The organism is Streptomyces pacificus (genome assembly GCF_011766325.1).
GTDB lineage: Bacteria > Actinomycetota > Actinomycetes > Streptomycetales > Streptomycetaceae > Streptomyces > Streptomyces pacificus.
Map to the genome: position 1 here is coordinate 61,165 of NZ_BLLG01000012.1, position 24,632 is coordinate 85,796.

Below are 24,632 nucleotides of genomic sequence, written 5' to 3' on the forward strand. Positions count from 1 at the left end.
CGTAGGGCCCACGAGGGGACCGGACCTGCGCGGAGCGTTCCCCCGGTTGCGCCGGGGGAACGCTCCGGGAAGGGCGCGGCTCCGGGCCTGGCCCGGTCCGGCCCAGTCCGGTCCGGTCTGGTCTGTTCTGGCCCGGTCTGGTCTGGTCTGGTCTGGGGACCGTACGCGGGAGCCCGACAGGGACCCCGCGTGGCGGACGGCACGGAGGCCCGTACCTGGGAGGCCACGCCCGGAGAGGCCGGCATGGGGCCGCGGGGCGGCTCTCAGCCTCCGCGGGCGGCCGGAATCGCGACCGCGAGCACGAGCGCTGCGATCGACAGGCCCAGGAAGAGCAGCGGACCCGCGAGGTTGTGGAAGACACGGGCGCGGACGTGGAACACCAGGGCCCCGATGAAGAAGAGCACCAGCCCGGTGGCGGCGGCCTTGCCGATGGTGGTGAAGCCGATGAGGCCGAGCAGCAGCCCCAGGGCAGCGGCGCCTTTCAGCGCGCCGAGTACGGGCAGCCAGGACGGCGGGACACCGACCGCGGCGGCGTTGGCGACCACGAACCGCGCCCTCAGGAAGTTGGCGACGGCCTCCACGGCGTTGGCGGCGATGGTGATTGCGGTGACGACCGCGTAGGCGGTGAACATGGGGCCTCTGTTCGGCTCGGCAGGGACGGGGGGCTGATCGTGACGGGCTGCGGGCGACGCGTGCCCGGCGACGGCCCGGGGCGGCCGGTTTCGGGCGGCCGCCGTGCGACACCTCCAGCCTGCCGAGCACGCTGCGGGGCGTCCAATGCCCCTTTCCATAACCTGGCGGCATGGATGTGGACACCCGGTTGCTGCGCTCCTTCGTCGCCGTGGCCGAAGAGGGGAGTCTGACCCGCGCGGCGGAGCGGCTGTTCGTGTCGCAGCCGGCGCTGACCAGACAGGTGCGGCAGCTGGAAACCCTGCTGGGCGTTGCGCTGTTCACGCGCTCCCGGACCGGTATGGCGCTCACCGAACCGGGCCGGGCCCTGGCGCGCCGGGTCCCGCCGCTGCTGGCGGACTGGGACGGGACGCTGAGGGAGGCCAGGGGCGCGGCAAGCCGGGCGGAGCGGGTACTGAGAGTGGGCTTCCTGGCCAGCGCGGCCAACGAGTCGACGCCGGGCATCATCGCGGAGTTCACCAGACGCCGGCCGGGCTGGCGGGTGGAGATGCGGCAGGCGGCCTGGTCGGACCCGACCGCCGGGCTCGCCGAGGGGGACGTCGACGCCGCCCTGCTGCGTCTGCCGTTCCCCGGTCAGGGTGCGCTGCGCGTGGCGGAGTTGCTGGAGGAGCCGCGGTGGGTTGCCCTCCCCTCCGGCCATCCGCTGGCCGCGCGTGAGGAGCTCTCGTTCCAGGAGCTGTGGGACGAGCCGTTCGTGGCGGCCCCGCCGGACACCGGTCCCTGGCGCGACTACTGGCTGGCGGCGGACGAGCGCGGTGGCCGGCCCGTCCGCATCGGTGCCGTCACCGACCGGCCGGACGACTGGCTCAGCGCGATCGCGAACGGCTACGGAGTCGCGCTCGCGCCCGAGTCGGCCGCCCGTTTCTACGCCCGGCCCGGGGTTGCCTACCGGCCGGTGAGCGGTGTCAGCCCCAGCCGGGTCGCGGTGGCGTGGGCTCCCGCGGACGACGGCAATGCCGTGGTGCGGGACTTCGTCGACTGCTGCCGCGAAGCGGTGACCGGCCCGCGGTGACCCGTCGCCCGCACCGCGCTCAGGGCCGGGGCCCGCTCGTCGCATGGTGCGGAGGGAGGGCGCGGACCGAAGCGTCCGGCGCGGAACGACGGTGCTCACCGGGTGCCCGGGCGCGGGCGGCCCCGGCAGCGGACGGGGACCGTCAGAGCCCTGGGACCGGACGACGACGGCGAAGGACCGCAACCTCGCAGCGGGGATCGAGGTTGCGGCCCCTGGCAGACCGCGTGGGCGCCGTACCGCACGGGTGCGGAGCCCGGCCGGTCACCGGGTGGCCCCGCGGCGGCCGGAACGGCCGTGGGCCCTGCCGTTGCCGAGCCCGGCCGCAATGGCAGTGGCCGTCTCTTTCCCGGAGGTCAGCTCTGCGATCGCGAGGTGCGGCTGGTCAGTGGAGAACGATGCGCGCGCCGCATCGACAAGGTCCTGCGCGCAGGACTCCCGGTCGGCCGGCGACAGCGCAAGCATCCAGGGGAAAGCTCTGGACATCCTCTCGGCGAGCGAGCCACAGTCGTCGAGGGTGACCGTGATGAGCTGCGCGGCAAAGTTCGGCAAGCGGGCACGCCCCTCGGCCTCGCGCTGCGAGACGGAGACGCCACGGTGCGGGGCTCTTGGCCACCGCAGGATTCACCGCTCCGCTCCGGGAACGGATCGCCTGCGATCATGGTCGCAGACGGCGTCTTCCGCCCCGCCGCGCCCGAGCGCCCTGCTCCCGCGCACGAAATGCAGGGGCAGGGCGCTCGTTCACATCAGGTCAATCGGGTCAGGAACCGACAAGCTGGCGAAGCACGTACTGCATGATGCCGCCGTTGCGGTAGTAGTCCGCCTCACCGGGGGTGTCGATGCGGACGACCGCGTCGAACTCCACCCCGGTGTCGGTGGTCACCTTGACCGTGCGGGGCGTCGTGCCCTCGTTGAGCTCGGTGACACCGGCGAAGGAGAAGGTCTCCTCACCGGTCAGGCCGAGGGACCCGGCCGACGCGCCCTCGGGGAACTGCAGCGGGAGGACGCCCATGCCGATGAGGTTCGAGCGGTGGATGCGCTCGTACGACTCGGCGATGACGGTCTTGACGCCGAGGAGCGCGGTGCCCTTGGCGGCCCAGTCGCGGGACGAGCCGGAGCCGTACTCCTTGCCGGCCAGGACGACCAGCGGAATGCCCTGCTCGATGTAGTTGCGGGAGGCGTCGTAGATGAACGACACCGGACCGCCGTCCCGGGTGAAGTCGCGGGTGTAGCCGCCCTCGGTGCCCGGCGCGATCTGGTTGCGCAGGCGGATGTTGGCGAACGTGCCGCGGATCATGACCTCGTGGTTGCCGCGGCGCGATCCGTAGGAGTTGAAGTCGCGGCGCGCCACACCGTGCTCGGTGAGGTACGTGCCCGCCGGGGTGTCGGCCTTGATGGCACCGGCCGGGGAGATGTGGTCGGTGGTGACCGAGTCGCCCAGCTTGGCGAGGACGCGGGCGCCCGCGATGTCGGTGACCGGGGTGGTCTCCATCGTCATGCCCTCGAAGTACGGGGGCTTGCGGACGTAGGTCGACTCGGCGTCCCACTCGAAGGTGTTGCCGGTCGGGATGGGCAGCGCCTGCCACTGCGCGTCGCCGGCGAAGACGTCCTGGTAGGACTTGTTGAACATGTCCTCGCCGATGGCGTTGGCGACGACGTCGTTCACCTCGGCCTCGGAGGGCCAGATGTCCCTGAGGTAGACCGGGTTGCCCTCGGTGTCGGCGCCGAGCGCCTCCCGGGTGATGTCGATCTTCATGGAGCCCGCGATGGCGTAGGCGACGACCAGCGGCGGGGACGCCAGGTAGTTCATCTTGACGTCGGGGTTGATCCGGCCCTCGAAGTTGCGGTTGCCGGAGAGCACCGAGGTGACGGCCAGGTCGTGGTCGTTGACGGCCTTGGAGACCTCGTCCGGCAGCGGGCCGGAGTTGCCGATGCAGGTGGTGCAGCCGTAGCCGACGAGGTTGAAGCCGACCTTGTCGAGGTACGGGGTCAGGCCCGCCTTGTCGAAGTAGTCGGTGACGACCTTGGAGCCCGGGGCGAGGGTGGTCTTGACCCACGGCTTGCGGGTCAGGCCCTTCTCGACCGCCTTCTTGGCCACCAGTGCGGCGGCGACCATGACGTACGGGTTCGAGGTGTTGGTGCAGGAGGTGATCGCGGCGACCGTGACGGCGCCGTGGTCGATCTCGTATGTCGAACCGTCGGGGGCGGTGACCGGGGTCGGCTTCGAGGGGGAGCCGTTCGGGGAGAGCGCCGGGGCGTCGGATGCCGGGAAGGACTCCTTGCCCGCCTCTTCGACGTTGTCGACGTAGGCGCGGACGTCCTGCGCGAACTGCTCGGCGGCCTCGGCGAGGACGATGCGGTCCTGCGGGCGCTTCGGGCCGGCGATGGAGGGGACGACCGTGGAGAGGTCCAGCTCCAGCTTCTCGGAGAAGTCGGGCTCGGCGGCCGGGTCCAGCCACAGCCCCTGCTCCTTGGCGTACGCCTCGACCAGCGCGACCTGCTGCTCGCTGCGGCCGGTGAGCTTCAGGTAGTTCAGGGTCTCGTCGTCGATCGGGAAGATCGCGGCGGTGGAGCCGAACTCCGGCGACATATTGCCGATGGTGGCGCGGTTCGCGAGGGAGGTGGCGGCGACGCCCTCGCCGTAGAACTCGACGAACTTGCCCACGACGCCGTGCGTGCGCAGCATCTCGGTGATCGTGAGGACCAGGTCGGTGGCGGTGGTGCCGGGCCGCAGCTCGCCGGTGAGCTTGAAGCCGACGACGCGCGGGATGAGCATCGACACGGGCTGGCCGAGCATGGCGGCCTCGGCCTCGATGCCGCCGACGCCCCAGCCGAGCACGCCGAGGCCGTTGACCATGGTGGTGTGCGAGTCGGTGCCGACCAGGGTGTCGGGGTACGCCTGGCCGCCCCGGACCATGACGGTGCGGGCCAGGTGCTCGATGTTCACCTGGTGGACGATGCCGGTGCCCGGCGGGACGACCTTGAACTCGTCGAACGCGGTCTGGCCCCAGCGCAGGAACTGGTAGCGCTCCCTGTTGCGGCCGTACTCCAGCTCCACGTTCTGGGCGAAGGCGTCCGGGGTGCCGAACCTGTCGGCGATGACGGAGTGGTCGATGACCAGCTCGGCGGGGGCGAGCGGGTTGATCTTCGCGGGGTCGCCGCCGAGTTCCTTGACGGCCTCGCGCATGGTGGCGAGGTCCACGACGCAGGGCACGCCGGTGAAGTCCTGCATGATCACGCGGGCCGGCGTGAACTGGATCTCCTGGCTCGGCTGCGCCTGCGAGTCCCAGCCGCCGAGCGCACGGATGTGCTCGGCGGTGATGTTCGCGCCGTCCTCGGTGCGGAGCAGGTTCTCCAGGAGGACCTTGAGGCTGTAGGGGAGGCGGGCGGAGCCCTCGACCTTGTCCAGCCTGAAGATCTCGTACGACTCGTCGCCCACGCGCAGTGTGCTGCGGGCGTCGAAGCTGTTCGCCGACACGACAGTCTCCTTCATCAATGTGCGCGTACCGACCGCATCCTGCCGCCTGCGACTCCACACCATCCGCTAAGGTAAGACTTAGTTAGGGCACCCTTACCCAGCGGTCCGGCGGAAGGTGGTTGCGGTTCGCCTTCTGTAGATATCTCGATGTCGAGATAACTCTAGTACATGACCGCTGCCCGGTCATGTCCGGACGCGAGTGATCTCTCGCAGCGAAGGTTGAGCGTTGTCACCGAAGGCTGGTGACCGCTAGGTTTTCTCACCGAAGGCTGAGTGATCGTTTGCGGCTGACTGTCTGGGGAGACGGTGGGGAACCGGTAGGCGCGTACGGCGATCCTGCTCTGGGTGCCTTTGAACTGGACTTCTTCGATAGCGGTCAGCGTCGTCGCACCGCGTTGGGCTCCGGGTGGGGTGTCCGGTTCGAGGACGTACCGCCCGTGCGCAGGTTCCGGTGGAACAAGGGTGGCCGCAGCTTCGCGGGCTGGTACTACGCCGTGACCACGGGCGGCCATGTGGGCCAGGAAGGGCCCCCACAGGACGCGGCCGCCGACCAGACGGCCCGCCTCCGCCATCAACGACTCCACCCGGGCCCTGATCGACGCCATACTCGCCGAACACCTCGACCTCAGAGAGGTCTGGACCCGGCTCATGGACGACCACGACATCTCCGTGTCCTACTCCTCCATCAACGCCTACTTCCGGTCCCGCCAGGGCAGATCCGCTTGAGACAGCACCCAGCACCCAAGTGCCCCGACTGCATCGCGCAGCAGCATTGACCAGAGGCGGCCAAGAAGCGCTCCGGATAGCATCCGCAGTCGCCGCACTCCACCCCACCCGCCGATGAAGGAACCCGCCCTATGCCGCGCCGTCCGACCTCTCCGATCGGAGAATTCCCCGCGTCCGGCAGCGACGCAGGCCCCTACGGAATCACCTGCGGCCCCGACAGCGCACTGTGGTTCACCATGGTCCACCACGGACAGATCGGCCGGGTCACACCCGACGGCGACGTCACCGCCTACCAGCTCGAATCCGCTTCCAGCGGACCGTCGACCATCACCGCAGGACCCGACGACGCGCTGTGGTTCACCGAATTCCGCAGCCACCGGATCGGACGCATCACCACGACCGGGAACATCACCTCGTTCCCGCTGCCGACGCCGGATGCCGGACCCTTCGGCATCACCGCCGGCCCCGACGAGGCACTGTGGTTCACCGAAGCAAGCGCCGACCGCATCGGCCGTATCACACCCGACGGCCACGTCACCGAGTTCCCTCTCCCGCTCTTGGGAGCCTTCCCGTCAGCCATCACCACCGGCCCGGACGGCCGACTGTGGTTCACGATGAACCAGGCGCACGCGATCGGCACCATCGGACTCGACAACAACGTCACCGTCCACCCGTTACCCACACCGGCCGCTGCCCCGGTCGGCATCACCACCGGCGCCGACGGAGCCATGTGGTTCGTCGAGATCGGCGCCGGCCAGATCGGACGGATCACACGGGACGGAAAGATCGACGAATTCGCCCTGCCCGACCCCGCGTCACGCCCGCACGCCATCGCAGCCGACGCCGACGGAAACTGCTGGTTCACCGAATGGGGAGCCAACCGCATCGGCCGGATCACCACCGACGGCCGAATCGACGAACATGACCTCCCCAGCCCGTCCTCCGAACCACACGGCATCACCCTGGGACCGGACGGAGCGATCTGGACAGCCCTGGAGATCGGAACGGTCGCCCGACTCACACCACGCTGAGCCCCAGCTCCCCGGCTGGAGCGGCCTGCCCACGTTCATCGACACCGTCCTTTGCCATTCAATCCAGTCCGCCCAGCTCAGCACCACCCCGCCGGACTCACTTCATTGGCAAAGGACACGAGTGACGGACGCCGCATCGGCGACCGGGGGCCGCAGGCACGCCCGGAGCAGGGCGGCCGCAGCGCGCGAGGGCCGACCCACGACCCGGCACCGGCGGCGGACCGGCCCGCCCCCCTCGGCACCCCCGGCACCCCCGGCACCCCCGGCACCCCCGGCGCCCCCGGCGCCCCGAACGGAGCAATCCGGTTTGCCCGAGTTGAGCAAGTGAGGGAGCATCAAGACCAGGTGTCACCCATTTGGTCCACCCCAATAGACGTCTCATCTCATATCTGAGATAGCCTGCCCCTATGGCAGACGACTACCTCGTACGCATCGGCAAGCTCATCCGTGACGCCCGGCATCATCGGGGCTGGACGCAGTCGCAGCTCGCCGACGCACTCGGCACCAGCCAGAGCGCCGTCAACCGCATCGAGCGCGGCAATCAGAACATCAGCCTTGAGATGATCGCCCGGATTGGCGAGGCGCTCGACAGCGAGATCGTGTCGCTCGGCTACGCCGGTCCCATGCATCTGCGGGTGGTCGGCCGACGCCGCCTCTCCGGTGCCATCGACGTCAAGACGAGCAAGAACGCCTGCGTCGCGCTGCTCTGCGGATCGCTGCTGAACAAGGGCCGCACCGTCCTGCGCCGGGTGGCGCGCATCGAGGAGGTCTACCGGCTGCTGGAAGTGCTGCACTCCATCGGCGTGCGCACCCGCTGGATCAACGACGGCACCGACCTGGAGATCATTCCCCCGGCCCGGCTCGACATGGACGCCATCGACGCGGAGGCCGCGCGCCGGACCCGCTCGATCATCATGTTCCTCGGCCCGCTGCTGCACCGGATGGACCGCTTCCGCCTGCCGTACGCCGGAGGCTGCGACCTCGGCACCCGCACCGTCGAGCCGCACATGATCGCACTGCGCCGCTTCGGTCTGGACATCACCGCGACGGAGGGCCTCTACCACGCGGCCGTCGAGCGCTCGGTCGCCCCGGACCGCCCGATCGTGCTGACCGAGCGCGGCGACACGGTGACCGAGAACGCGCTGCTGGCCGCCGCCCGCCACGACGGCGTCACGGTGATCCGCAACGCCTCCTCCAACTACATGGTCCAGGACCTGTGCTTCTTCCTGGAGGCCCTGGGCGTACGGGTCGACGGCATCGGCACGACCACGCTGACCGTCCACGGCGTGCCCGAGATCGACGTGGACGTCGACTACTCCCCCTCCGAGGACCCGGTCGAGGCGATGAGCCTGCTCGCGGCCGCCGTCGTCACGGAATCCCAGCTGACGATCCGCCGGGTGCCGATCGAGTTCCTGGAGATCGAACTCGCCGTGCTGGAGGAGATGGGCCTCGACCACGACCGCACCCCCGAGTACACCGCCGACAACGGACGGACCCGGCTGGTGGACCTGACCGTCCGCCCCTCCAAGCTGGAGGCGCCGATCGACAAGATCCACCCGATGCCGTTCCCCGGACTCAACATCGACAACGTGCCGTTCTTCGCGGCGATCGCGGCCGTCGCCCAGGGGCAGACCCTCATCCACGACTGGGTCTACGACAACCGCGCCATCTACCTCACCGACCTCAACCGCCTCGGCGGCCGGCTCCAGCTCCTCGACCCGCACCGCGTCCTGGTCGAGGGCCCGACCCGCTGGCGGGCCGCCGAGATGATGTGCCCGCCGGCGCTGCGCCCGGCCGTGGTCGTCCTGCTCGCGATGATGGCGGCCGAGGGCACGTCGGTGCTCCGCAACGTCTACGTCATCAACCGGGGGTACGAGGAGCTGGCGGAGCGCCTCAACTCGGTCGGCGCGCAGATCGAGATCTTCCGGGACATCTGAAAGCCGTCAGAATCAACGCCGTTACACCCCTCCTGACCTGCACTTATGCGAGCCAGGAGGGGGTTCGGCTTCGCCTGTGGGACTTCTCAGGGACTTTTGGGCCGAGTCAGCAGGCTGTCGGCCTCAGGGGCTGAGGGACGGATTGCCCGGCACTACACACGTGATGGGCCACAGGCAGGGTGTCGGCCTGAACAACTTATGGATGAAGAGAAAGGGGGCCGGGTGGTCGACTCACGGCCTTACGGTCACCCTCATACACCCTCCACGAGCCCATCTCACTGCGGAAGCAAGCTCGCGCATCATGAACCTTGCCGGCTCTGCGCGAACCGGTAGGACTGGGTGCCGGTCTCGACGATGTGCGCGTTGAACGTGATCCGGTCAACGATCGCCGTGCAGAGACGGGGATCGGTGAAGGTCTGCTTCCACTCCGAGAACGGAGCGTTCGAGGCGATCGCGATGGCCCGCCGTTCCTCCCGCCCGGTGAAGATCTGGAACAGCAGCTTGGCGCCAGCCTTGTCCAGGTCGAGATGGCCGAACTCGTCCAGACAGAGCAGGTCAACGCGGCCGTAGCGGGCGATGAGACGGATCAGCTTCTTCTCGTCGGCGGCTTCCGCGAGTTCGTTGACCAGGTTCACGGTGGTTGTGTAGCGGACCTTGAGTCCGGCCTCGGCCATGGCCGTGCCGATCCCGATCAGCAGGTGAGACTTGCCGGTGCCGGAGTCACCGATCAGGCAGAGCGGCTGCCCGGCCTTGACCCAGGACGGGTCGGAGAGGGTGCCTGCCGATCCGCTGGCGAACGGCGCCGCCTGCTGTGCAGCCAGTTCGGATGTTGATCGCGCCTCAGTGCTGGATCAGGCCGCCGACCGGGACGGCAGCAACGTGGCCGGTCGCCGGAAGCGTCAGAGCCAGGGCGAGGCCGATGTCGACCAGCGATGACCGGCGCAGGCGAGCGACATCAGGAATCGGAGTCCGGACCGACTCGGCGATTTCGCCGTCCAGCTCCGGCCGTAGCTGGCCGCCAGTGATACGAACCTGGTAGAAGACGCCGACATTCTGATGCTCTGGTCCGCCAGAGATGGCACGTTCGGCAGCGGGGATCACCCGGGAGTCCACGCCCAGCAGGCGTTCGACCACCGCCTCGCAGCCGGTCTCCTCGGCGACCTCCCGGATCACCGCGTCGAACGGATCCTCCGCGTGCTCGACCCTGCCACCCGGAAGAGTCCAGTTGCTCTCACCCTTCGGCGGCACATGACGGGCGAGCAGTACCCGCCCGCCCTCGATGCACACGGCGTACGCCGCCAGCCGGAAACTCATTCCCCCACACCTCCCAACGGACCCTATCCCGACGTCCGAGATCCATGCGGCGCCCTGAGCGCAAAGCGGAGCCAGATCAACTTCTCACGCCTGGAGCCACTTCAGTTCCGTGCAGTGGAGCCCAGAGAGGTGCTTACAGACATCGACGGGGGACCGGTCTCACGCCGGGCCGTATCCGCTTCAGCAGCACAAGACCGCCAAGGTGGTCGATCTCGTGGGCGCTGAGCCGGGCTTCGCCGCGTTGGCAGGTCGCGGCCGCCGGGCTCCCGTCCAGCGTCACCGTCTCCACGGCGACCCGCAACGGCCGAGGAACCGGGATGCGCACGTCGAAGAACGACAGGCATCCCTCAAACTTCTCGTCCATCTTCTCGGAGGCGGCGGTCACTCTGGGGTTGAGCAGCACGATCGGGTCTGCGGCGGGCGGCTGGACGACGGCTGCGGACCGGCCGATGCCGATCTGCGGGGCGGCCAGGCCCGAGCCCTTGCCGGAGAAGTCGTGCGCGCGGCGGATACGTTCCATGGCGTCGAGGAACTGGCCGACGGCGGCGTCGGCGGGCTCCCGCTCGTCAGGGAGCAGGAAGGGGCGGGCGGGCTCGGCCAGGATGGGGGCGCTGAAACTCATGCTGATCAGCGTCCCTGAACGAGCCGCACGCATCAGACTTTGACTTCGCGGTAGGCGGTGAGTGCGCTTCGTTCCACCTCAGCGAGGAGTCCCTGCCGTGTAGGCCCATCCATGTTCCGGTGCTCCGTCCACAGGCGAGTCATGTCGACACCCTGGGTGCGAAGGCGCTCATACCGCTGCTCCTCCGGGAAGCCGTGTAGACCATCCAGCCAGGTTGCCGCGAGGCCCCTCTCCGTCGAGGTGCGGCCGTCGTCGACCCCGTCGACGACGGCCGCACGCCATTCCTGTGCCTGCTTCTCATCCAGGTCACGGGTGACCGAGTCGGCGATGCCGTCGAGAACGCCGAGCGCGCGAGCGCCTTCGGTGGGGGGCACGCTGAGACTGTATTCCTTGGCGTCGGTTGGAACGGCGGTGAGACGCTGTCCGGTGGTCCGGGTCTCGGCCAGACGCAGCATGGCGTAGGCGTCGGGGTCTTCGGCGATGCCGCGCACGACATTGCGCAGGGTGTCGGTCAGGACGGTCAGGTGGTGGGTGCCGTCGGACTCCCACGGCGGTGCTTCGGGGGCAGCTTTGGTCACGAAGTCCTCGATGGTGATGCCGCCGAGCATCGCGTGCAGGTCGGGGGCGTAGTCGGTCAGGGCGACGGCCAGGGGGCGGCGCAGGGCAGGGTCGACGGCGCCGCCCCCGGTGCCCTGGGCTCCCAGCGTGGTGAGGACGTCCTTGAGGGCTTGGGCCTGCGCGAGTGTGTGGTTGCCCTGGTCGTCGCCGACCGATGCCTTCACGATGGCCTCACCGAGGGCCTGGCAGCTCATTCCAGGCCGCACGGCCTCGCCGACGGACTTCTGAACACGGGCATTCACCGTCAGGTCGCTGCATGGAGGAGCCGACTCTCGGCCGAGCAGCAGCCATGCTCCGAGACCGACGAGCAGCGCCAGGCAGATGCCGAGCGCGAAAACTGCTGTGGCAGACCGGGGGCGGCGGGCTGTGTCCTTCGGCATGGTCGACTTCCTGGGTTGCCGGGTCAGTTGGTGGTGTCGGTCAGGTACTTCTGTGTGGTGTTCGTCCCCCGGTCATGACCGTTGAGGATCGCACTCTTGAGCCCTGCCTTTTCGTCGGCATCGATGTCCTGCCGACCGTCGGCCCACGAGTCGACGATGAGGTTCATCTGGTTGTTGGCGCCGAGGTAGTGGTCGGCGATACCCGCGTTGGCTGTGGTGTCCGCTTCGGCCTTCAGGTTGTTGCCCATGACCCAGGCCCAGGTGTCGACCCCGCGCTGGATCGAGTCGCCGAAGGCGATGGAGACCCCTCCCGCGGTGGTGAAGTACAGAGGAGTCACGGCCCCGCCGACGACGTGGTATGCCATCTTCGATTTCCAGTCCGCCGCACTGTAGGCGGACATGCGCTCATCGTTGATCACGTCTTCACGGATGGCGCTGTAGGCGCCCAGGGTGGCTCCCGCGTTGCTGAGGGGGTTGCTCTGGGTGAAGCCGTCGGCGCCCTTGGGGATCTTCTCCATCTCCAGGCTGATGTAGCGGGACTCGGCCTTGTGCAGCGTTGCGTACGCCTCCGGATCGTCGGAGAGGCCGCGCATGAACTGCGCCAGGTCCTTCTGGCTAGCTGCCATGTGGACCTTGTCGCCGTCTCGGAAGAAGCCGTCGCCCGTCGCGGCGGTGACGTACTGGCTGCTGCCCATTCCGCCAAGGATCTGATGGGTGTCCTCGGTGTACGAGGCGAGGGCACGGGAGAGAGGTTCTCGCATGTTCTCGTGCACCTTCTGATCGGGGCCGAGGCCGCTGATCACGTCGTGCATGATGCGGGCCTGCCCCTCGCTATGCGGGGTCACGGGCCAGGGGTCCTGGTTCGGTCCGAGAGGCGGATGACCCGTGGTCGACGACTCCAGGATCAGACCGAGACCTGTGCGGACGTCCCGCTCCTCGCTCTCGCGGTCGGAGTGAGTCTCGATGTTGCCGTGCCACTCCGGGGTGTCGACGAGGTTCCAGTCGCGTTCCTCCAGTAGGTACTGCAGGTTGTCGTTCTTTCCGTCCGGACCGGGGTCGAGGTATGAGGTGGCGGCATCAGGGTCCCTGGCCATGATGCTGAGCACCCCGTCGAGCGGATCGTTGGCGAACCACCCTCCGTCCTTGCCGCTGAAATCACCCTGCAGGTCCCAGACGCCGGGGTCACCGTAACCCTTCTTGTCCTCGGCCGTGCGGATGTCGTTGGCCAGGTCGTGCAGGAAGGAAGCGGAGTAGCCATCGCCCTGCTGCATGAGCGTGACCAGGCTCTGGTACCCGCGCACCTGCTGGCCGTGGCCACGGCTGATCACGTTCGAGCGCGCGCCGGCCTCCTTGAGGTCGAACTTCTCCGTACCGGCCTGCTTCAGCTGCTCCCGGAAGTCCGTGTAGAACTGCGACTTCGGGTCCTGCATGGCGTTCGCCAGGGACTTCGCCAGCCCCTTCTCCAGACCGAGGTAGGTCTGCCGCTGCTTCTTGTCATCGTGATAGGCGAGATCGTTCAGCCGGTTCGTCAACTTCAGCGTGTTCTCCGCGCCCATCCCGTTCAGGAACGTCTGGGTGAACTCGGGCCGGGAGGAGTTGTCACGGAAAGACCGTTGCAGCTGTGCCAGGTCCGCGGCCGAGACCTTTTCGCCACCGTTGATCCGGATGGCGATGTCCTCCGCCCGATCCGCCTCGTACAGTTCGACATCGCTCTTCGCGCCAGCGTTGAAGCCGTCGAGGGTGCCATCAAGCGGATTGCTGTCGACCACGACCGCCTCCAGGGCAATCCGGACACCGTCGTCGGCGTCGGCGACTGCTTTGACCGCCCTCGCGATCGCCGCGTTCCACGAACCCACCGCAGCACGGACGGACTCCTGGTAGCTGGGGTCATGGACGTAGGCGCTGCGTTCGCTGTCGCTGAGCCGCGATGTGTCGAAGGAGACGCGGCCCTGCGCGGAGACGGCCATCCCGGCCTTGACCGCATCGTCACGGACGCTTTGCACCTTGCTGCGCAGGTCGACGAACTGAGTGTGCGCGTCGCGCAGAAGCGAGGCAATGGCCTTCGCTTCCTTCTGAGCGGCCTCGTACTCGTTGAGCGTCACGGTGAACCGGACGTTCGCGGCGTCCGCGCTCAAGCCCTGCCAGTTCTGGCCCAAGGAGATCCCGTGGACGTCCCTTGCATACTGCGTCTCGAGCTTCCTGAACTCGCCTGCCATGTCGTCCCACTTAGTGGCAGCAGTGGTGAGTTTGGACAGGTCGGTGGTCATCACTTCGTGGTACGTCGGCATGCTTTCCCCTGGAGCCGGTGCGCGGGCGGATTGGATCGCAGCGAGCTCAGAGTCCGTCGAGCGCGGATGACTGCCGGGTCTGCAGGCCAACACCAACATCGGTGTTCTGGAGCAGAATCGAGGTGTTACGCAGAGCGCTCTTCTCCGAGCCTAGTCGGCCCATCAGCGCTTTGACCTGCCTCTCCCATGCCTGGTGCGCCTTCTTCAGCGCCGGCGAGGTGTCCCAGCCCTCCCCGTCCTTGCCGCTGAACTCCGTCACCGTGGCGCCCGTGCTCTCCTCGGCTGTGTCACCGGCCTTCTTCGTATCGGGCTCGAGATGCTTCTCGATGGCGTTGGCCGCCGCCTTCTTCTGCGCAGGCGTCGAGGCGAGGTCGGCGGCACCCCCGCCTCCACCTGCGGGCGCCAGCTGGTTCAGTTGCAACTGTGCACCCGATTCGGCTTTGATCCGGCCCCATTCGTCCCAAGCCATGTTCTTCGCCCCGATTAGCTGTTCCCCTCCGGCCAGTGGTCACTATAGCCAACCGGGTGAATCACCCGTCATCGAGGTTGCCTTGATCAGGGAGCTGCCGATAGATAACTTCTGGATTTTGTGGGGGTGTTCAGGGCGGGGATGGGCTGTGTCCAGCGATGGCTGCGAGCTGGTCGGGGGCGGTCACCTTGATCGCTCCGGCGGTGACGGTGTGGCCGAGTGCGTCGAGGTCGGGGGTGGTTTCGCGGACGGCCCTGCCGATCCTCGCCTTGGAGACGCCGAGCAGGGTGGCCAGGGTGGCCTGCTGCAGGGACCAGCGCTTGGTGAGGACGGTGGCGAGCAGGTGGTCGGAGGCGGAGAGCAGGCTGGCCCCGGTATTCCCGCCCCGGTGACGGCCGGGATGACGACTGGCGGGTGGTCGGCGCGGTAGCGGGTGTAGCGCTCAAGTAGATCGGTCCAGGCGGCCGGCCCCAGGCACAGTCCGGAGCGCCTACGCGAGGGCGGCCTGACACCCGCACTGGTCGGCGTGTGCAGCGTTTATGCAAGATGATCTTCAGAAGGTTCGTTTAAGCAGGTCGGAGAGGCCGCAGAGGAGTTCCGCGATATCTGAGGGGGTTCGGGCCCCGGCCGGGGCCCGAGGTGCCCCGTCTGCCCGTCACCGCGGTGACGGGCAGACGGGGCACTGCCGGGTACGGGCGGAGACCGCGGACCGCGGACCCGGGGAAGGGCGAGGGACTCGCCCGGGGGCCGGCGCCGCCGTGCGGTGCGCCCGGGCCGTGGTCAGGGCAGTACGGCGATCCCGTCGAGTTCGACGAGGGCCTCCTCGTCCCAGAGGCGTACGGCGCCGATGACCGCCATGGCGGGGTAGTCGCGGCCGGCGAGCCGGTGCCAGACGCGGCCGAGTTCGGCGGTGCGGCGGCGGTAGTCGGCGACATCGGTGGCGTACACGGTGACGCGGGCGAGGTCGTGGGGGGTGCCGCCGGCCGCGGTGAGCGCGGCGAGCAGATTGGACAGGGCGGTCTCGAACTGCTCGACGAGGCCGTCGCCGACGACCTTGCCCGCGGTGTCGAGTGCGGTCTGTCCGGCCAGGAAGACCAGGCGGGAGCCGGTGGCGGCGACCGCGTGGGAGAAGCCGCCGGCGGGTGACAGCCCGGGCGGGTTGATGCGTTCGAGGCTCATCGGGTGGTCTCCTCGGTGCGGATGCCGGCGTACAGTTCCTTGGCGATGATGCCGCGCTGGACCTCGCTGGCGCCCTCGTAGATGCGGGGGGCGCGCACTTCCCGGTAGAGGTGCTCGAGCAGATGGCCGCGCTGCAGTGCGCGGGCGCCGTGGAGTTGTACCGCCGCGTCGACGACGTACTGGGCGGTCTCGGTCGCGAACAGCTTCGCCATGGCGGACCGGCGCGGCACGTCGGGAGCCCCGGCGTCGTAGGCGCAGGCCGCGGCGTGGACGAGCAGCCTGGCCGCCTCGGTGCGGGTGGCCATCTCGGCCGTCTGGTGGGAGACGGCCTGGAGGTCCTTGAGAGGTCCGCCGAAGGCGTGGCGCCGTGCGGTGTGGTCGAGGGTGGCGTCGAGGGCGGCCTGAGCCATGCCGACGGCGAAGGCGCCGACGCTGGGCCGGAAGAGGTTGAGGGTGTCCATGGCCACGCGGAAGCCGGCGCCGGGCCGGCCGAGTACGTCGTCGGGAGTGACGGGTACGCCGTCGAAGCTGAGGGCGCCGATCGGGTGGGGGGAAAGCATGTCGAGCGGCCGGCCGGTGAGGCCCGGGCGGTCGGCGGGGACGAGGAAGGCGGTGATCCCGCGGGCTCCTGGCGCTTCGCCCGTGCGGGCGAAGACGGTGCAGAAGTCCGCCTCGGGGGCGTTGGAGATCCAGAGCTTCTCGCCGGTGAGCCGCCAGCCGGGGCCGTCGGCCGCGGGGGCGGGGGCGGCGTGAAGGGTGAGCGCGGCGGCGTCGGAGCCGGCGCCGGGCTCGCTGAGGGCGAAGGCGGCGACGGTGCGGCCGGTGATGACGCCGGGGAGCCAGCGGTCGCGCTGGGCTTCGGTGCCCGAGCGGTGCAGCGGGTGGGCCCCGAGTCCCTGGAGGGCGAGGGCGGTCTCGGCTTCGGTGCAGCCGTGGGCGAGGGATTCGCGCATCAGGCAGAGGTCGAGTGCTCCGGCGGTGAAGAGCTTTTCCAGGAGGCCGAGTTCGCCGAGCGCGCTGAGGAGCGGGCGGTTGACGCGGCCGGGTTCGCCCTTCTCCGCGAGGGGGCGCAGTCGCCGGGCGGCGAGGCTGCGCAGTTCGGCACACCAGGCGGTCTGTGCCGGTTCGAGCGAGAATGCGGGCATCCGGTTTCCCACTTCCTGCGGCCTGAGTACGGGGCGGGCGGCGCCGCGCGGCAGCCCCCGAAGCAAGGTTATCGCGAACCGTTGACTGTCGTCACCATCACGCTACGCTCGTTGCGCACCCCACCACGACTGCTGCGCGACCCCACCACGACCAGGGGGCGGAATGGCGCTGACATCCTCGGCCGGTCCGGAGCTGACGCCTTCGGCTCATCACGACACGTTCACGCGGGACCGTCTGCCGCCGCCCGGGCAGTGGCCAAAGCTGCTGTTCGAGCTGCCGGAGCTGCGGTATCCACCACGGCTCAACTGCGGCGCCGAGCTGCTCGACACCACGATCGCCCGCCACGGGGGCGGCCGTGCCGCCCTGCGCGACGGAACGGGCGCCGTCTGGACGTACGAGCAACTGCGGGAGCGGGTCGACCGGATCGCGCATGTGCTGACCGGCGAACTGGGGCTGGTTCCCGGGAACCGGGTGCTGCTGCGCGGCCCGACGACCCCCTGGCTGGCCGCGTGCTGGCTGGCGGTGATGAAGGCGGGCGGCGTGGCGGTCACGGTCCTCGCCCAGCACCGCGCCCGGGAGCTGGCGGTCATGTGCGACCTCGCACGGGTCACACACGCGCTGTGCGACAGCCGCTCCCTGGACGACCTGGTGAAGGCGGAGGTGCCCGGGCTGCGGGTCGCGGCGTTCGGCGGGGACGGGCCCGGCGATCTGCTGCGGCGGTCGGCCCGCGCCCCGGATGTGTACCGGGCGGTGGAGACCGCGGCGGACGATGTGGCGCTGATCGCGTTCACGAGCGGGACGACGGGCCCCCCGAAGGGGTGCATGCACTTCCACCGGGACGTGCTGGCGGTGGCCGACACGTTCTCCGCGCGAGTGCTGCGGCCCACGCCGGACGATGTGTTCGCGGGCAGCCCACCGCTCGGCTTCACCTTCGGCCTGGGCGGTCTGGTGGTGTTCCCGCTGCGGGCCGGGGCGTCGGCGCTGCTGCTTGAGCAGGCGGGGCCGGGGCGGCTGCTGCCGGCGATCGCGGAGCACCGGGTGTCGGTGCTGTTCACCGCGCCGACGGCGTACCGGGTGATGCTGGACGGTGTCGACGGCCATGACGTCTCCTCGCTGCGGCGCTGTGTGTCGGCCGGGGAGAACCTGCCGGCCGCGACCTGGCAGGCATGGCGGGAGCGCACGGGGCTGCGGATCATCAACGGCATCGGGGCGACCGAACTGCTGCACATCTTCATCTCCGCGGCGGACGGGGACATCCGGCCCGGCACGACGGGTGTCCCGGTCCCGGGCTGGGAGGCCCGGGTGGTGGACGGCGTCTCCGGGGAGCCGGTGCCGGACGGCGAGCCGGGGCTGCTCGCGGTGCGGGGGCCGGTGGGCTGCCGCTATCTGTCCGATCCCCGGCAGGAAGGGTATGTACGAGACGGCTGGAACCTCACCGGCGACACCTATGTACGGGAACCGGACGGGTGGTTCCGCTATGTGGCCCGCGCCGACGACATGATCGTTTCAGCGGGTTACAACGTCGCGGGCCCGGAGGTGGAGGACGCCCTGATGGCGCATCCGGACGTGGTGGAGGCCGCGGTGGTGGGCCGTACCGACGAGCTGCGGGGCCAGATCGTGGCGGCGTACGTGGTGCCGCGGGACGGTGCGGAGCGGGACGAGTCGGCCGCCGAGGCGCTGCGGGAGTTCGTGAAGACGCGCCTGGTGCCGTACAAGTGCCCACGGGCGATCGTCTTCGTGGACGCGCTGCCGCGCACTCCGACGGGGAAGCTGCAGCGGTTCCGGTTGCGGGGCGCCTGAGGGGCGTGCCGTGGAGCCCGAGGGGTGCGATGACGGATACCGCACCCCGCAGCGTCCCCGGAGCGCCCGAGTGGGCCGGTGCGCCGCGTACACCGGGCGCCCCGAATGCACCAGGCACTCCGGATGCACCGAGTATTCCGGATGCGCCCGGTATCCCGCGCAGGCCCGGTATCCCGGATGCGGTCGGCATGGGGACGCCCTCCGCCCCGCGTTGCGCCGCCTCCGGCGCCGCACGCTGCCCACCGGGGACGACGGGGACAGACCTTAGAGTGATCACGTGGCCGAACAGCACACTCCCCGTTCCCTGATCGTCACCCTGTACGGCGCGTACGGACGCGAGACGTCGGGGCCGTTCGCGGTGGCCGAACTGATCCGGCTGCTGGGTGTGCTGGGGGTGGACGCCCCTTCGGTGCGTTCCTCGGTGTCGCGCCTGAAGCGGCGGGGGCTGCTCGTCGCGCGGCGGACCGCCACCGGGGCCGCGGGCTACGCCCTGTCGGCCGATGCCCGGCAGTTGCTGGACGACGGCGACGAGCGGATCTTCGGCCGCCGCACGGCGCTGCTGTCGGACGGATGGGTGCTCGCGGTGTTCTCGGTGCCGGAGGCGGAGCGGCACAAGCGGCATCTGCTGCGGTCGCATCTGGGCCGGCTGGGTTTCGGGACGGCGGCGCCGGGGGTGTGGATCGCCCCGGCGCGCTTCTACGAGGAGACGCGCCACACGCTGCGGCGGCTGCAACTGGATCCCTACGTGGACCTGTTCCGGGGCGAGCATCTGGGGTTCGCTGCGACGGCCGAGGCGGTGGGGCGCTGGTGGGACCTGGCGGGGGTGGCCGAACAGCACGAGGAGTTCCTGGATGTGCACGGCCCGGTGCTGCGTGCGTGGGTGGCGCGCGGGACGACGCCCGCCCGGGAGGCCTACCGGGACTACCTGCCGGCCCTGGACTCGTGGCGGCGGCTGCCGTACGCGGATCCGGGACTGCCCGCTGAGCTGCTGCCCGCGGACTGGCCGGGCGGGCGTTCCGCGGCCGTGTTCTCCGGGCTGCACCGGCGGCTGCGGGACGCCGGGGCGCAGTACGTCAGGGCGGACGCCGTGTGAGCCGCGGCAGGTCCCGTGCGGCGGGAAGGGCGCTCGGGTGCGGCGGGTGCGGCTGGGGGCGGTGGGGCGCGGTGGGGCGCGGCGAGGGGACCGCGGGGCCGCGCGGCGTCTCCCCGACGGCGGGGAGGGCCAGGCGGCGACGGGTCTGCGGAGGTACCGGACTACCGGGGGGTTGTCCCGCTCAGGGTGAGGCGCGGTTTGGGGGCGTCGGTGCGGCCGGTGGGCGGTGTGCGGCTGCCGGCGCGGTAAGGCGCGGGCCAGGGTGCTGCGGCGCCCTCGTAGTCCTGCTCGGCGGCCGCGTGGAGTGTCCAGTGCGGGTCGTAGAGGTGGGGTCTGGCGAGGGCGCACAGGTCGGTGCGGCCGGCGAGGAGGAGGGAGTTGACGTCGTCCCAGGAGGAGATGGCGCCCACGGCGATCACGGGGACGCGGAGGGCGTTGCGGATGCGGTCGGCGTAGGGGGTCTGGTAGGAGCGGCCGTACTCGGGGCGTTCGTCGGGGACGACCTGGCCGGTGGAGACGTCGATGGCGTCCGCGCCGCGGGCGGCGAAGGCGCGGGCGATCTCGACGGCGTCGTCGGCCGTCGTCCCGCCTGCGGCCCAGTCGGTGGCGGAGATCCGGACGGTCAGGGGCCGGTCGGCGGGCCAGACGGCCCGGACGGTGTCGAAGACTTCGAGGGGGTAGCGGAGGCGGTTGGCGAGGCTGCCCCCGTAGGCGTCGGTGCGCTGGTTGGTGAGGGGGGAGAGGAAGCCGGAGAGGAGGTAGCCGTGGGCGCAGTGGAGTTCGAGGAGGTCGAACCCGCTGTCGGCGGCCCGGCGGGCGGCGGCGGCGAACTGCTCGCGGACGAGGACGAGTCCGGCGCGGTCCAGCTGGTGGGGTGTCTGGTTGACGCCGGGCCGGTACGGCAGGGGTGAGGCGGCGACGAGGGGCCAGTTGCCTTCGGTCAGGGGCTGGTCGATGCCTTCCCACATGGGACGGGTGGATCCCTTGCGGCCGGAGTGGCCGAGCTGGACGCCGACGGCGGTGCCGGGGGCCTGGCTGTGGACGAAGTCGGTGACGCGGCGCCACGCGGTGGTGTGGGTGTCGGTGTAGAGGCCGGTGCAGCCGGGGGTGATCCGGCCCTGGGCGCTGACGCAGACCATCTCGGTCATCACGAGTCCGGCTCCGCCGAGGGCGCGGGCGCCGAGGTGCACGAGGTGGAAGTCGCCGGGGCTGCCGTCGGTGGCGGAGTACATGTCCATGGGTGAGACGACGACGCGGTTGCGCAGGGTCAGCCCGCGCAGCCGCAGGGGCGTGAACATGGGCGGGGTGCCCGGCGGGCAGCCGAAGTCGTCCTCGACCGCGCGGGTGAAGGCGGGGTCGCGCAGCCTGAGGTTGTCGTGGGTGACGCGTCGGCTGCGGGTGAGGAGGTTGAAGGCGAACTGGCGGGGCGGTTGGCCGAGGTAGGTGTGGATGTCCTCGAACCAGCGGAGGCTGGCGGCGGCCGCGCGCTGGGTGGATTCGACGACGGGGCGGCGTTCGGCCTCGTAGGCGGTGAGGGCCTCGGGAAGAGTGGGGTGTTCCTCGATGCAGGCGGCGAGGGCGAGGGCGTCCTCGACGGCGAGTTTGGTGCCGGAGCCGATGGAGAAGTGGGCGGTGTGCGCGGCGTCGCCGAGGAGGACGGTGCTGCCGTGGGACCAGTGCTCGTTGACGACGGTGCGGAAGGCGGTCCAGGAGGAGTTGTTCCCCCGCAGGGGGCGGCCGCCGAGGGCTTCGGCGAAGATCTCGGCGCAGCGTTCCGCGGACTGCCGCTCGTCGCAGGCGTCGAGTCCGGCGGCGCGCCAGACCTCCTCGCGCATTTCGACGATGACGGTGGAGGCGCCGGCCGGGCCCGGCTCACCGGGGTGTCCGGCCGGTGGGCGGGGGCCGGGTGCGGGCCGCTCGAAGGGATAGCCGTGGAGTTGCATCACACCGTGTGCGGTCTCGGCGATCTCGAAGCGGAAGGCGTCGAAGGCGAAGTCGGCGGCGAGCCAGATGTAGCGGCAGCGGTGGGAGGTGATGCGGGGGCGGAAAGCGCCGGCGTGCGCGGTGCGGGTGGCGCTGTTGACGCCGTCGGCGGCGATGACGAGGTCGTGACGGCCGGCGAGTTCGGCCGCGGTGGGGGCCGGGGTGCGGAAGTGGAGGCGTATGCCCAGCTCCTCGCAGCGGCGGTGGAGGACGCTCAGCAGCGTACGGCGCCCGAGCGCGGCGAACCCGTGTCCGCCGGAGGTGAGGGTGCGGCCGCCGCGGACGATGTCGATGTCGTCCCAGCGGACGAAGGCGCGCTGGAGTGCGCGGTGGACGGCGGGGTCGGCGTGCTCGATGCCGCCGAGGGTCTCGTCGGAGAGGACGACGCCGAAGCCGAAGGTGTCGTCGGGGGCGTTGCGCTCCCAGACCGTGATGTCACGCGCGGGGTCGAGGCGTTTGAGGAGTACGGCGGCGTAGAGGCCGCCGGGGCCGCCGCCGATGACGGCGATACTCAGCGGGGTGCTCCGGCGAGGTGGCGTACCGGGGAGCGGGGTGGCGCGCGGCGGGGCGGCGCGCGGCGCGTCCCGGGCGCCCGGTGAAGCGGACGGCGGCACTCCGGGAGCGCTGGTGCCGCCACCGGGCGGGACGGCGGGCGGGACGGCGGGCGGAGCGGTTCCGGCCTGGACGGCAGGAGGCCGGCCGGTTCCGGCCTGGACGGTGCGGGGCGGGGTGTCCGGGGTGGGCGGCGGGGTCATCGTCCCCGCCAGTGCGGAGGGCGCTTCTCGGTGAAGGCGGTGTGGAACTCCGCGTAGTCCTCGCCGTTCATCAGCAGTGCCTGGGTGGCGGCGTCGAGTTCGACGGAGGCGGCGAGCGGCATATCGAGTTCCGCGGTGAGCAGGGCCTTGGTCTGGGCGTGTGCGAGAGCGGGTCCGTCGGCGAGGCGGCGGGCGAGGTCCGCGGCGGCCTTGCCGGCCTGGCCTTCCCCGGTGAGTTGGCTGACCAGCCCGATGCGTTCGGCCTCGGTGGCGCCGACGGGTTCGCCGAGCATGAGCAGCCTGGTGGCGTGGCCGAGGCCGACGACACGCGGCAGCAGATAGGCGGCGCCCATGTCCCCGCCGGAGAGCCCCACTTTGGTGAAGAGGAAGGAGAAGCGGGCGGTGGGGTCGGCGACGCGGAAGTCGGCGGCGAGCGCGATCACCGCCCCTGCTCCGGCGGCGACGCCGTGGACGGCGGCGATCACGGGGAAGGGGCATTCGCGCAGGGCGCGTACGACCTGGCCGGTCATCCGGTTGAAGTCGAGGAGCTGGGCGGTGTCCATGGCGAGGGTGGCGCCGATGATGTCGTCGACGTCGCCGCCCGAGCAGAAGCCGCGGCCCTCGCCGGCGAGCACCAGGGCGCGCACGGAGCGTTCCCTGGAGAGTTCCGCGAGCAGATCGCGCAGGTCGGCGTAGGCCCCGAAGGTGAGCGCGTTGAGTTTTCCGGGGCGGTCGAGGGTGACGGTGGCAACGCCTTCGTGCCTGGTCAGGCGGATGTGGTGCCACTGCTCTGTGCGGGGTGCGGAGCTGGGAAAGGGGCTCATGGACGGGTGGCCTCCTTCGGTGGGGCGCGTCTCGTCCCACGTCTGCCTGCCACCCGAATTTATCACTCGTCCGTGACTTCCGTCACGAGCACGCGATAGGGCACGGGAGGCACCCCGGCGCGGCAAGGCGCCGGCACGAGCGGGGCGAGGCGGCACCGGCAGCGCCCGGCAGGACACGGGACGCAGGGGGCGGCGCAGACGCTTGCGCCGCCCCCTGCGTCCCGTGTCCTGCCCCGTCCCTGCGCTATCCGCTATCCGCGGCGCGGCTGTGCCCGGCGCGGCTGTCCGGCCCCGGCCATGGTCGCCACGAGCACGGCCTTGATCGTGTGCATACGGTTCTCCGCCTCGTCGAACACGACCGAGTGGGCGGACTCGAACACCTCGTCGGTGACCTCGAGCGCGGTCAGGCCGTGCCGCTCGTGGAGTTCGCGGCCGATGAGGGTGCCGAGGTCGTGGAAGGCGGGCAGGCAGTGCAGGAACTTGACGTCCGGGTTGCCCGTGGCATGCAGGACGTCCATGGTCACCGTGTAGGGGGCGAGGGCCGCGATGCGCTCGTCCCAGACCTCCTTCGGCTCCCCCATGGAGACCCAGACGTCGGTGGCGACGAAGTCCGCACCCTCGACGCCCCGGGCGATGTCGTCGGTGAGGGTGATCGTCGCCCCGCTCGCCTCCGCGGCCTCGCGAGCCGCGGCGACGACGGCATCGGCGGGCCGGTAGTCCCTGGGGGCGACGATCCGCACGTCCATGCCGAGCAGTGCGCCGGTGACGAGATAGGAGTTGCCCATGTTGAAGCGGGCGTCGCCGAGGTAGGCCAGGGCGGTCGCGGTGAGCGGCTTGTCGGTGTGTTCCGTCATGGTGAGGACGTCGGCGAGCATCTGGGTGGGGTGCCAGTCGTCGGTGAGCCCGTTGAACACCGGCACCCCCGCATACGCGGCGAGCGCCTCGACGGCCGCCTGGCTCTCCCCCCGGTACTGGATACCGTCGAACATGCGGCCGAGTACCCGCGCGGTGTCCTTGACCGACTCCTTGTGCCCCAGCTGGGAGGCTGCCGGGTCCAGGTACGTCGTCGACGCGCCCTGGTCGGCGGCGGCGACCTCGAAGGCGCAGCGGGTACGGGTGGAGGTCTTCTCGAAGATCAGGGCGATGTTCTTGCCGCGCAGGCGCTGCTCCTCGGTACCGGCCCGTTTGGCGGACTTGAGTTCCGCGGCCAGGTCGAGAAGGCCGCGGAACTCCTCGGCGGTGAAGTCGAGCTCCTTGAGGAAGTGGCGGCCTTCGAGTTGTGTCGCCATG

The 24,632-nt window shown here is 70.4% G+C and carries 19 protein-coding genes and 1 pseudogene; 6 read left to right on the plus strand and 14 right to left on the minus strand.

Annotation, left to right across the window (positions count from 1 at the left end; all coding sequences use genetic code 11):
- Nucleotides 1–263 precede the first annotated feature (263 nt).
- Nucleotides 264–632, minus strand: a complete 369-nt coding sequence (locus SCWH03_RS19475; RefSeq protein WP_173265559.1) for a DoxX family protein — start codon at nt 630–632, stop codon at nt 264–266.
- Nucleotides 633–802: 170 nt separating this feature from the next.
- On the opposite strand from SCWH03_RS19475, the gene SCWH03_RS19480 reads away from it, so the two are divergent.
- Nucleotides 803–1,702, plus strand: a complete 900-nt coding sequence (locus SCWH03_RS19480) for a LysR family transcriptional regulator (protein ID WP_173265560.1) — start codon at nt 803–805, stop codon at nt 1,700–1,702.
- A gap of 261 nt (nt 1,703–1,963) precedes the next feature.
- Here the strand turns inward: SCWH03_RS19480 and SCWH03_RS19485 are convergent, their stop codons facing one another.
- Both SCWH03_RS19485 and acnA read right to left on the minus strand, forming a co-directional pair.
- Entirely contained in the window at nt 1,964–2,251 is a 288-nt protein-coding gene (locus tag SCWH03_RS19485) for a hypothetical protein (RefSeq protein ID WP_254076866.1), read from the minus strand.
- 208 nt (nt 2,252–2,459) lie between these two features.
- Nucleotides 2,460–5,177 (minus strand): aconitate hydratase AcnA, encoded by a 2,718-nt coding sequence (gene acnA, locus SCWH03_RS19490; RefSeq protein ID WP_173265638.1) that lies wholly within the window; start codon nt 5,175–5,177, stop codon nt 2,460–2,462.
- A gap of 510 nt (nt 5,178–5,687) precedes the next feature.
- Here acnA and SCWH03_RS19495 point away from each other — a divergent pair.
- The 3 genes from SCWH03_RS19495 (at nt 5,688) to SCWH03_RS19505 (ending at nt 8,871) form a co-directional block, all read left to right on the plus strand.
- Entirely contained in the window at nt 5,688–5,903 is a 216-nt protein-coding gene (locus SCWH03_RS19495; protein ID WP_173265561.1) for a hypothetical protein, read from the plus strand.
- A gap of 131 nt (nt 5,904–6,034) precedes the next feature.
- On the plus strand, nt 6,035–6,934 hold the full coding sequence (locus SCWH03_RS19500; RefSeq protein ID WP_173265563.1) for a Vgb family protein: 900 nt from the start codon (nt 6,035–6,037) through the stop codon (nt 6,932–6,934).
- Between the two features lie 407 nt (nt 6,935–7,341).
- Nucleotides 7,342–8,871 (plus strand): helix-turn-helix domain-containing protein, encoded by a 1,530-nt coding sequence (locus SCWH03_RS19505; protein ID WP_173265564.1) that lies wholly within the window; start codon nt 7,342–7,344, stop codon nt 8,869–8,871.
- A gap of 299 nt (nt 8,872–9,170) precedes the next feature.
- Here SCWH03_RS19505 and SCWH03_RS19510 read toward each other — a convergent pair.
- The 8 genes and pseudogenes from SCWH03_RS19510 to SCWH03_RS19545 all read right to left on the minus strand — a co-directional run.
- Nucleotides 9,171–9,647 (minus strand): annotated as a pseudogene (locus SCWH03_RS19510) (ATP-binding protein); the annotation flags it as partial.
- 64 nt (nt 9,648–9,711) lie between these two features.
- Nucleotides 9,712–10,185, minus strand: a complete 474-nt coding sequence (locus SCWH03_RS19515) for an NUDIX hydrolase (RefSeq protein WP_173265565.1) — start codon at nt 10,183–10,185, stop codon at nt 9,712–9,714.
- A 133-nt stretch (nt 10,186–10,318) separates the two neighbouring features.
- Nucleotides 10,319–10,807 carry a peptide deformylase gene (locus SCWH03_RS19520; RefSeq protein ID WP_254076867.1) on the minus strand — a complete coding sequence of 163 codons (489 nt, stop codon included), beginning with the start codon at nt 10,805–10,807 and terminating at the stop codon, nt 10,319–10,321.
- A 32-nt stretch (nt 10,808–10,839) separates the two neighbouring features.
- The gene (locus tag SCWH03_RS19525; RefSeq protein ID WP_173265567.1) at nt 10,840–11,805 is read right to left on the minus strand and encodes a hypothetical protein; all 966 of its coding nucleotides are present in this window, start codon (nt 11,803–11,805) and stop codon (nt 10,840–10,842) included.
- Nucleotides 11,806–11,828: 23 nt separating this feature from the next.
- Nucleotides 11,829–14,093 (minus strand): DUF6571 family protein, encoded by a 2,265-nt coding sequence (locus SCWH03_RS19530; protein WP_173265568.1) that lies wholly within the window; start codon nt 14,091–14,093, stop codon nt 11,829–11,831.
- 46 nt (nt 14,094–14,139) lie between these two features.
- On the minus strand, nt 14,140–14,562 hold the full coding sequence (locus tag SCWH03_RS19535; RefSeq protein WP_173265569.1) for a hypothetical protein: 423 nt from the start codon (nt 14,560–14,562) through the stop codon (nt 14,140–14,142).
- Between the two features lie 780 nt (nt 14,563–15,342).
- Entirely contained in the window at nt 15,343–15,741 is a 399-nt protein-coding gene (locus tag SCWH03_RS19540; protein WP_173265570.1) for a RidA family protein, read from the minus strand.
- Complete coding sequence (locus SCWH03_RS19545; protein ID WP_173265571.1) at nt 15,738–16,886, minus strand: acyl-CoA dehydrogenase family protein; 1,149 nt, start codon at nt 16,884–16,886, stop codon at nt 15,738–15,740. Before SCWH03_RS19545 ends, SCWH03_RS19540 begins: the two co-directional genes overlap by 4 nt.
- Before the next feature lie 163 nt (nt 16,887–17,049).
- On the opposite strand from SCWH03_RS19545, the gene SCWH03_RS19550 reads away from it, so the two are divergent.
- Together SCWH03_RS19550 and SCWH03_RS19555 are read left to right on the plus strand one after the other, a co-directional pair.
- Nucleotides 17,050–18,687 carry an AMP-binding protein gene (locus tag SCWH03_RS19550; protein ID WP_173265572.1) on the plus strand — a complete coding sequence of 546 codons (1,638 nt, stop codon included), beginning with the start codon at nt 17,050–17,052 and terminating at the stop codon, nt 18,685–18,687.
- A gap of 277 nt (nt 18,688–18,964) precedes the next feature.
- Entirely contained in the window at nt 18,965–19,780 is an 816-nt protein-coding gene (locus SCWH03_RS19555) for a PaaX family transcriptional regulator (protein ID WP_173265573.1), read from the plus strand.
- A gap of 161 nt (nt 19,781–19,941) precedes the next feature.
- Here SCWH03_RS19555 and SCWH03_RS19560 read toward each other — a convergent pair whose 3' ends face one another.
- The 3 genes from SCWH03_RS19560 to argF form a co-directional block, all read right to left on the minus strand.
- A complete protein-coding gene (locus SCWH03_RS19560) occupies nt 19,942–22,518 on the minus strand; it encodes a bifunctional salicylyl-CoA 5-hydroxylase/oxidoreductase (protein WP_254076868.1) in 2,577 nt (858 codons plus the stop codon).
- Nucleotides 22,515–23,342, minus strand: a complete 828-nt coding sequence (locus tag SCWH03_RS19565) for an enoyl-CoA hydratase family protein (RefSeq protein WP_173265574.1) — start codon at nt 23,340–23,342, stop codon at nt 22,515–22,517. Before SCWH03_RS19565 ends, SCWH03_RS19560 begins: the two co-directional genes overlap by 4 nt.
- Nucleotides 23,343–23,593: 251 nt before the next feature.
- A complete protein-coding gene (gene argF, locus SCWH03_RS19570; protein ID WP_173265575.1) occupies nt 23,594–24,631 on the minus strand; it encodes an ornithine carbamoyltransferase in 1,038 nt (345 codons plus the stop codon).
- Between the last annotated feature and the right edge of the window lies 1 nt (nt 24,632).